At 59.7% G+C, this 8,846-nt stretch carries 3 protein-coding genes; 2 read left to right on the top strand and 1 reads right to left on the bottom strand.

What is annotated here, in order from left to right; translation table 11 throughout:
* The first annotated feature begins 4,204 nt into the window (after nt 1-4,204).
* Complete coding sequence (locus tag ACVBEG_RS26880) at nt 4,205-4,351, top strand: hypothetical protein (protein WP_447108512.1); 147 nt, start codon at nt 4,205-4,207, stop codon at nt 4,349-4,351.
* 1,655 nt (nt 4,352-6,006) lie between these two features.
* Here the strand turns inward: ACVBEG_RS26880 and ACVBEG_RS26875 are convergent.
* A complete protein-coding gene (locus ACVBEG_RS26875) occupies nt 6,007-6,147 on the bottom strand; it encodes a hypothetical protein (protein WP_447108511.1) in 141 nt (46 codons plus the stop codon).
* A gap of 124 nt (nt 6,148-6,271) precedes the next feature.
* Between ACVBEG_RS26875 and ACVBEG_RS26870 the strand changes: the two genes are divergently transcribed.
* The gene (locus ACVBEG_RS26870; protein WP_447108510.1) at nt 6,272-6,403 is read left to right on the top strand and encodes a hypothetical protein; all 132 of its coding nucleotides are present in this window, start codon (nt 6,272-6,274) and stop codon (nt 6,401-6,403) included.
* Nucleotides 6,404-8,846 lie beyond the last annotated feature (2,443 nt).

Here is an 8,846-nt window from a genome sequence, read left to right as displayed (position 1 = left end):
TATCGGCCTTCTTCGTATCGCGTAGACAGTTATGGTGACGGTATTGAGAGCTTGTCGTCCTCTACTTTGCCCTCACAGCAACCCAAAGATCAAGGAATCTCCCGACGTCCTCAGAAAATAGCTGAGACGGCAGAGAAACTATACCGCTGACAGATCCATTCACTGTCTCGAAAATTCTAACTCGGTCGGCTTGACGATTGGCCTGCCGTCCTGATACGTACGGCCCCGAACGGCCACTTCCCGCGGGCTATGCCGAGGCTGAGGCTTCCCCCGCCGTGGTCGCGCCCTCACACGCTCCAGGATCGCGGTGCCGAGCGCGGGCGGCAAGGCCAGGAAACCTTCTGCGTCCGCTGTCGAAAGACGATCCCCTCGTCCTGGAGGTTCCAGGAGTCGAGAATCTCGTCGCGAAGATTTCGGAACGCCTGCCGCAGTTGCTCAGGGAAATTGCGACCCGCGAGTTGCTGGAGGTCAAGAAACGTCCGCAGATCGACGTCCAGACCCGCTCGATGTAGATGCCCTCGTACTCCGGCTGGGCGATTGCCAGATGGCCCGCCGCCGCTGGATTATATACGGCCTGATGCCGTTCTTCAGTTGCTCCAGCTTCAGACCGTTGACCAGGCAGGAACCGTGCGGTCGAGAAGGGTCAGCGCAGCCGACCAGGTCAACGCCCCGTCCGATCCCCGCGTTATCGCGTAACTCGAGGCCAATTCTTCATCGCCAGCTTGGGGTTGGAGGAGCTGTTAAGACCGATCCGCAGGTCAAACGTCCGCGTGCCGGTGCGAGTCTTGAAGACGTCGTGCGACTTGTTACTCGCCGCGTTGAAGAACCCGTTCAGAGTGACATCCCAGGTCGGAATACCCGGTGATCCGTTCCCGCGCCGACTTTGTTGGCCGGTGGTCTCGACTAACTCCTGCGCGATGTTGATCCCGTAGTCTCCGATATCATTGGAGATGTCTCGTACCGTCCCGCCGGAGTCATTACGGCTGAGAAAGATAACATCGCCCTTAGTCCTGTCTGCTTCAAGGATCTCGGCCTCCTATGCCCTGGTGAATGCTATCGCGTACGTTATTGATCCAGAGGATGCGTCCACAACCCGCTGCCGAAGAATATAGATTCAGTGTCCCGGTGAACTCGACCCTGGCGGCTCCGATCCCGTCAGATGCGGAAGACGGTTGCCGACGATACGTCCGTCCAGGTCGAATTATCCGTGGAGTGCTGGACGTTAAAATGCCAGCGGGCGTTCCCGCCGACGGCACTGAGGGCAGTGACCTGGTAAATTCGCCACCCGCCAGAGCTGCTTGATGCCGAGTTATTCACCGATGATCCCGACGTGGACGCCGTGATCGGTTCGGTGTGGCTGGTCGAAGCTGATCCCGAACTCTGGGCCGGAACCGTTAACCCGAGAACGTCCACGTTTGCCGTTATCGCGGAACCGGGAGACCGCCGCCACAGAGTACGTCGCCTCCTTGGATACCAGCCACCGAGAGATAGCCTTCAATGACCCCATCGGGACGGATACCTCCTGGTCTGCCGTTCGGGAGCTTCCCGGAATTGGAAGTCCAGACCGCGTGTTGCCGCAGGACGGCATTCTGTCGAGGGCCGAGTTCTCACGCTTATCTCCCTCCACGATCCCGATGAGCCGCTTCTTCGCCGATACGTCCAGCGTGGACGTCCAGCGTCGCGGAGTTCATTGCTGTCGCCCCACGACAGCGAGGGTGACCCAGGGCGACGCGGCAGTATCCCTCGACGTGACCGGACACCAAGCCGTTTACCTTCCGGTGCTCTACCTCCCGCGATTACGCCTGTACGGCGTTCCTGGTGCGTCTAGGGCGTGATCGTGACCTCGCCGTATACCGTCGTATGAAGGCAGCGGTGCGGAATACTCCCCGCTCATGTTGGTGTATCCGACTGTCGCGGGGCCGAGGCTGTATCCGCAGCATTACAAGTCTGCGTCCGACCGGAGTTGGGTGTTGAGAGTGCCCGAACGATCGCGTCCCAGACCGGCAAGCTCTATGCTCTCGCCGGGCGTTTTCCGGCGAATCCTCATCCGAAAATATGCCCGACGGGCGGCGTCATCCGACCAGGATCAAGCGTCTCGAAATCGGTCCTCCTGCACCTGACTTACCAGAACGCCAAAGACCGGCGTCCCTGAGATCGCCAGCGGCTCCCCGCGATAGACCGCTACGAACGCCGGGTCTGAGATCGCCGCCGAAAGCGCGTATCGATCTCACAGATGCCTCTGATCGACTCATGCGTTAAATGCCTCGGAAATTGCCGCGAGAGAATGTCATCCTCGTAGAGCTTGGGGTTGTTGTTGATATGATCGTAGACGTTGCCGAAGATCCGGTTGACCTGGGAACCCTGGCCTGGGGCGATTCCGCTTGCAGATCCCCTCGACCCAGGACGAATAGATCAGGTTCTGTCGACCTTCCTGCTGCTCCCCCGCCGCGATGATCAACGCTATCCCGTATGGTTGCGGCTCCTACGTGGCGACGCAGCTCTCCGATGGGCCCGTTCCGTGGCCGGGATGTAGCTGGTCGAGGACTTTGTTGGGCTAGCCGATCATCACCAGATCGAGCAAGCCCCGGTTAGTCACCTGACAGGTCCTGGAGAAGATACTTGGAGCACAGCAAGGTCTGAACGTACGTAGTCTTGGGCGAACTGGAAAAACCACCCGTTAGACGTTTGCAACGCGGTACTGGGCCGGGAGATCGCCGATGAGACTGAATCTCGCCCTCGGCTGATGTGATCGCCGCGCTACCGGAACCGATGGTAAAGACCACCAGGTCGCGGTCGCGGAATACGATCTTGGAGAGATCGAGGCAGGCTGAACGAAGGCTCTTTGGGTAGTCATACCGGTGACCATTTCACCGCCGCTATGCGTGGCTGCTCCACCGTTAACTCCTCGCTCGACCGTCAGAGTGTTCCCGCTGATCGCCGTGATATATAGCTGCTCCAGCAGAATGAGGATTACCTGGGCTGGCCCCAGATCGGCGGCAGATGTGACCGACGCGGATGTTGCTGTAGTAGACGCTATGGCGTCGGAGGTAGTTACGTTGACCGTGTCGGACGTGTAGACCGACTCCGCGATGATCGCCAGGGTTTGCTCGCCCTCATCGAGCCCTTGGTAGTGTCCTCGTTCAGCTCCAAAACCGTCTTGGGTGTGAAGTTGTTGAGCAGAACCAGAAGTCGGCGTTATATCCCTCGGCGAATGTCTCCGAGAGGATCACCCGGTCTGTAGATAGGCAGTGACGGTGGTAGGCGAGATCGGCGAGGTCCAGCGGTATGTCACCCGACTGTGCTGACCGTTGACGATAGGTCACCCGGTCGGTTGCGGTCATGTACTGGGGCGACTGCCGGAGAGCGCCGGAAAGAATATCGTAATATGGTGTCTCGGTATGTGGCCCGAACATCCCACCCCCGCGGTGACGAATCCTGCGGCTGGAAGTACTCCAGGATACGCCGGATACCCGCCATCCTCGGTCCAGCCAGACGAGTAGGACGTACCCGCGAGGTCATCCCGCCGGTTGGTCGGAGGGTCGCGTAGGTGTGGCGGGGGCCGAACTACTTGTTCTCCTCGGTCTCGGACTGCTTATTCGCCGCTGTGTTCCTGATCTTGAAGTAATCGGGATACCGTTTGAGGGTCGCAGCCGGACATCGTAGGTTTTCCGGCCTCGTGAGCCTCCCCGGTTGCCCAGAGGTGACGTTCTGGACAGATTCACCTGGAGATATTTTTTCTCCTCGAAGATGGTCCAGGAATACAGATCTGTCTTGACTATGTCAAAATCACCTGGGAACTTGCTCCATTAGAAGATCATGCCTCAGAAAGCTGGGCGCGGAGTCCCTGGGGTAGGTAAGACAGGGATACTCCGTACCAACAGATTAACCGCCCTCGGCGGCTGAATATTGAACGCTGCCGCCAGAGCCCGACCTCGCCGTCAGCCGACGTGAGGCGAAGAAACCGACCTGACAATTTTCCATGTATAGGCTGTAGTTCCGACGGGATCGTGAATCCGACCCGGTCGAAAATGTAGTACTGCCGGAAGTCGCCGAAGATGGCGATCTTCTCGGTGCTGGTGATGGTTCCCGCCAATGCACTAAGAACATCGGTGTTCAGAAAGACTGGCAGACAGGATGAACGCCGCCGGAGCCGTAGTGATGTTGGCGATCCCCGACGCCGTTCCCGGTAACCTGGATTTGGTTGATGAGGCTGTTGATTGCGCTCCCAGATGACCCAGGTGCTATTGGCCCGGTGCTGCGCCTCCAGGGCGTAGAACGTGCCGATGAGGTCGGCGACGAAGTTGAGGTCGATCCGAAGATGGTATCCGAGGAACGCTGGAGTCGGACATGATCCCGGCGTACTGCGTGGTGTTATTACCGCCGATGATGCAGACTGGTCAGGTCCACCGACTGCTGCGAGGATGCCGAGGTCGAACGCCGGGAGGTTGATCGCCGAGTCGTCCTGCAGAAGCTCCCTGGTTACCTTGACCAGCCCGCCGGATTTCTCCAGCGCGAAGGCGACCTGCCCGACGGTCGGGGTCTGGTCGCTGTACGGGCCTCCTCCGCGATCGCCGCCAGGTGGCGCTGCAGATCATCGGCAGATCACCGTCTTTGGAGCTGACGCGGATCACAGTGCAGAGGGGCCGAAGCTGCGACCTGGGACTCCTGGGTCTCGAATTACCTGGTTGAAGAAATTGCTCAGGACGAAGAACCCGCCCTCGGCGTCGGTCTCCTCCTGCATGGCCTTAACCGAATCTGCCGATGCCGTCTTCCAGAAGGCGCATTTCGGCATATCGACTTGACGAACGTGTCGACCTGGAACCGGGCCTCGTCCTTCTGGGTCTGAGCAGATCTTGCTAGCCAACCACCATGGGTACGAGAGATCACGGAAGTTCCTTAACAAGCGAGGACGGCTTATATGACGACTTGGTGCTGGCGGTCGTGTCGTTCGGGTCGTATCCGCGAAGTCCTTGTGGCTATGGAGCGGTCTTGACGGGTCGGTTGAACTGACCCTGAGCACCAGACTGACTCGCTGCCTAGTAGATCTTGTAGGGCCTCTCAGTGTTGGTCTGCGCGTCACGGACAGTCCACAGAACTGCTCGACGTTGCCCGTCAGTGAGGCCTCGGCCTCAAGGAGAGCGTTGGCTTCTTTTTCTGGTTTGGTGCATACACGAAATCCTTACTCCTCTTCTGGTTGTGTATTCCATGCAGGGCGAGCTTGAGCATTTGTAGGCACAGGAATAGCTCTGCCATCTTCAAGACAGCCTCTGGGGCCGTGTAGGAGGCGGCTACGTCCGGTGCGTCCTCGGTGTCTGCTTGGGGGCCTGGCAAGAAATAGGATGCCGTCGTGATCGGTGCAGAACGACCTGGCCTCAGGGTCTCGCTCCAGCAACCGAACGGCAGGCGGTATGAATTCAGATTTCACAATCGCCGGTTTCCTTATCTCGCAAATAATATCTAAGCGGCCGGTAAGGAATGGTCTCGGTGCTGGTTAGGAACATGTCGAACTGACCAGGCTCCCATCCTGCAAGCGTGGAAGTTCGGATAGGGCTTTAAAGATCGGGAAGATCGGCAGACCGTAGCTCGGAGGGCTTGCGAGCCTCGCGGAGATGCCGCGCCAGGTGGTTGTCGAGACCCCGCATAGGTCGGTCTCCGGTATCGCCGTCTTGCGGGCGTTGAGGTTCGCCAGGGCAGTCATGATGGCCCTGACGTTCGCCGCCACCGCCTCGACCGTTCCGAGCGATCTGATGGTGTAGATATTTGTAGCTTGACTTGAGTTCGGGATGCACCCTCGATCTCCCCGGAATAGAGCCGCTCGGAGGATCGCCGCGCCGCCCTTGATCCGACCCGCCATCAGGCTACCGTCCCAGGCGTCCTGGACCCATGCCGTCAGGTGAGATGCTATCGCGCCTCTCTCGGCGGTCTTCGCTACCGTCGAGGTCGATGGTGACAATCCTCGGATGACCGACGAGACCTCGACCCAGTCCAGATTCGCGATGCGCCGGATCACGGTAGAACGTTCGCTGCTGCCTGGCAGGCGTCGGAGTCCTTCGGGATGTTGAAGCCGATGCTCACTTCGCGGACGTAGTCGCCTGCGACATTGCTGTAGGCGTCCCGGCCCGCTTCGGTGTAGATGTTGAATTGCATCCGCGTGAACGGCCAGGGTGCTCATTCGCCCCTTCGATGTATTTGGGCTGGGCGAAGATGACCTTGCCGACCAGGCTTCCCTGGGTCGTGACCTGATAGGACTGGGATCGGGAGGTTCTCGCGGATGGACTTGTCGAACGCGGTCGGCTCTACTATGTCCCCGTCCGCGTTGATGACCAAGATCGTGTTCGTATACGCCTCGACTATGCCTTCGGCCTGGCCGATGGCCTTGGCGGTACTGGCGATGGTCTTGTGAAGAATATGGCCTGCTCCTCCGGCTTGAATCCCCTGGAAATCAGGATCCAGTTCAGCGTCCCGTTCGGGTGGTCGTCTATGTTCGCGGCTGCTTCCGTTGTGTAGATTTGACCGTGCCGCTCAGGCGCAGGTCCGACCGTATGCGTCGCCCCCAGGGACCCGCTGGTCTGTGCAGGGACGGGTCACCGACAAGCATCATCGCCCCTGGACGTAGAAAAATCCCTGCTCCTTGTGGACCCCGACCGTGGTCTGGTTCTGCGTCCTCATGATCTCGGTGCGGGCGATCCCGCCGCGCCCGGTTCTCGGTCTCGGTCAGAAGAGAGCGGATGCCTGGGAATTTGTCGTCCGGTACTTGCCGCGGACTCCGTGACCGTGTGACCCCGTTCTATCCCGATCTGTACCGCTTTGCCGATGGCCTTGTTGGTTGTCCGGTGAACGATGGGCCCGTGTTGGAGCTTGTACCGAGGCCTAGCCAGGGCAGAGTTTGGTCCAGTCCAGGGTTCCGCCTGATGTAGTTGATGATCCCGAACGTCTTCTTGGAAACCTTCCGACTGCGCTGCAAGGATTCGCGACAGGTTGCCCGTCTCGATGGGCGGCGAAGTATCACAAACACCCAATGGATAGTCCTTGAAGACCTCGGTCTGACGCCCAGTGTAACACCAGGATGCCGTCTACGCGGTTCCTGATACCTCGGAAGTGGGTTAAGACCTTGGCAGCCAGTTGGTCCGTCTCCTCCTTCGCGGTCCTCGATCAACTGCCGCCGGGTATTCCAAACGCAGGAAGACGAAGCTGGGCTCAGGAACGCCAGCGTCTGCTCGACCGGAGCTGCTTCGACCGCGATTGGTGCGGTAAGGCCTTCGAAGATCCAACACCGACGACGGGACGCGACGTACCGCGCCGTCCGATACCCCATCGAATCCCAACTCCTCCCGCGTCTCGTTGAGGGTGAGGATACCGCCGAAGGCCGTCGACCGTGGTTGGTCGCTCCTGGTTCATCAAGGACGCCATAGCGGCCGCCGACCGCGAGGGTCTCGTTGCCGGTGTCGAACAGGTTGCGGTTGAAGTATCGGAGGATGCGGGCGAAGATCAGCTGCAGGGTCTCGGAGTGGAACGCCAAGCGCTCCCGGTAGTTGGAGAACGTGGAACGCTGAAGGCCGACATTCAGCCGATCAGGATGGGCCGGAGAAACCGAAGACCGCGCAGATGCGGGACTCGGTCAGGTTGTGCAGACCGGTACAGCTCATGTCCTTCGGAGAGTTGGACATGGGCTGGTATCGGCGCAGTAGAGGATGGCGATGCGGTGGAAGTTGTTGACGCAACTGAGCAAGACCGTGACCGGATCGTCGACGCCTCCTCCTGGGAGGTCAGTAGGCGCTTGATCTTCAGCAGTCCAGATGGGACGCCAGCGTTTTGAAAACTCGCTTCGCGAAGTCGGAATGTTCAGGTCGAGGTTCGATGCGGGACGACCACCTTGAGCGGGACTGAGGCAGTAGAGATCGCCGCTCGGATGCGGGAGTGTTGGTGGAGAATCTCGCGGACGTCAACGCTGTATTCTTTACCGCCGACAGTGTAGACGTAGCTCGACGCCCCGTAGTCCCCAGGCAAATGGCAGCGCGGATCGGGCCGAATAGGTAGATGGCTGAGACCTGGTAGTTCCGCGCCCGCTCCTTGATGGCGTAGGCGTTGCCTGCGAAGATCAGGAACGTGAAGAATCGTTCGATAAACGAATACAAGTTTCGCTGTATGGGTTGGGCTTGGTGGTCAGGTCGTAGAGGGAGCCGGCAGACGAACAGGTGCGAGATCGGTTGAAGGACCGGACCATAGTACCGGGGCGTGGCTGCAGAGGTTGCTAGCTCGCGGATGCAGGCGTGAACGATCTCGTTCTTGGGATTGACCCTCGGAGGCGAAGTTCTCGTAGTTGGCGTCAGGATACGAGAGCGCGAGCACGCGAGAATGTTGAGCGGACGGTGGTCGAAATTCCGCTTGCTTGCGGAACAGCGTGTCCCAGGAGACGAGAAAAGCGACCTCCCCGGCGTTCGGGCTTGCGCCTCGGACAGCGGCCACCGGATTCCCGGCTCCAGGGAATATCAGCGCCGCGTGGCGATGGGGAAATTCACCTCGTTGCGAGACCAGCCCGGGAACAACAACAGCCATTGCAGTACGGCCTTCTCGGCGGCTTACCGACCCTGAAGATCGGAGTTCCTAGATGCTACCGGGGTCCCGCCAACCCCGCAGAGCCCGTCCGGAATGATCGCAAGGGGCCAGCGCAACAGCGAGAGTCCTCGCTTCCAGTCCATGCTGGCGCCGAGTACCGGACGCCCGTCCGCGTGTACTCGTAGGCGAAGACGTACGAACTGGGAGACGACAGCACCCTGCGGATACGACCTGCCCATCTGGATCGCCATCGAGAAACCCTCATGAGCTTCTGCTTAGACGAGGAGGAG

Source organism: Pseudomonas sp. GG8 (assembly GCF_052976945.1).
This window is presented reverse-complemented; position numbering and strand designations above follow the sequence as displayed.

Bases quoted from the DNA above. Each gene is read 5' to 3' on its own strand.
- ACVBEG_RS26875 (WP_447108511.1), bottom strand. From the start codon at position 6,147: ATGCAATTCAACATCTACACCGAAGCGGGCCGGGACGCCTACAGCAAT.
- ACVBEG_RS26880 (WP_447108512.1), top strand. From the start codon at position 4,205: ATGAGGCTGTTGATTGCGCTCCCAGATGACCCAGGTGCTATTGGCCCG.
- ACVBEG_RS26870 (WP_447108510.1), top strand. From the start codon at position 6,272: ATGGACTTGTCGAACGCGGTCGGCTCTACTATGTCCCCGTCCGCGTTG.